The organism is Mesorhizobium sp. M8A.F.Ca.ET.208.01.1.1, from assembly GCF_004791315.1.
GTDB lineage: Bacteria > Pseudomonadota > Alphaproteobacteria > Rhizobiales > Rhizobiaceae > Mesorhizobium.
In genome coordinates this window covers 1-357 of sequence record NZ_SRUT01000139.1, presented here as the reverse complement: position 1 = coordinate 357, position 357 = coordinate 1, and the positions used below count along the sequence as shown (strand labels likewise).

The following is a 357-nucleotide window of genomic DNA, read 5'->3' as shown; positions in this document are numbered from 1 at the left end:
CATCCTGCGCATAGAGCGGGATGACGGCTTCGATCCAGTTGCCGGCGACTTCGAACAGCACGAGCCAGGCGAGCAGCTTCGCCAGGCGGCCGTCGCGGAAGGCCGGCAGCAGCGCACCAAGGCCTTCTTCCTCCTGCTCGTCATCCCGGTCGCCGGCGGCAGCCCTTGCGCTGCCGATCGTCTCGTCGAGGGCGACCAGCATTACGATGCCGCCCAAGATCAGAACGCCACCGGCGGCGAGGAACACGGCGCTGAGCGATATCAAGGCAAGCAGCGCACCGCAGGCCGGTCCGAGAATCTGCCCCGCGCCCGCGCTCACCCGCACCAGGCTGAACCAGCGTGGGTGCGCGGCCGGCT

General features: G+C 69.2%; 1 protein-coding gene. It reads right to left on the bottom strand.

Annotation, left to right across the window (positions count from 1 at the left end; genetic code table 11):
• A partial coding sequence (locus EN851_RS34630; protein WP_135931074.1) for an MFS transporter occupies positions 1-357 on the bottom strand: 357 nt, incomplete at both ends.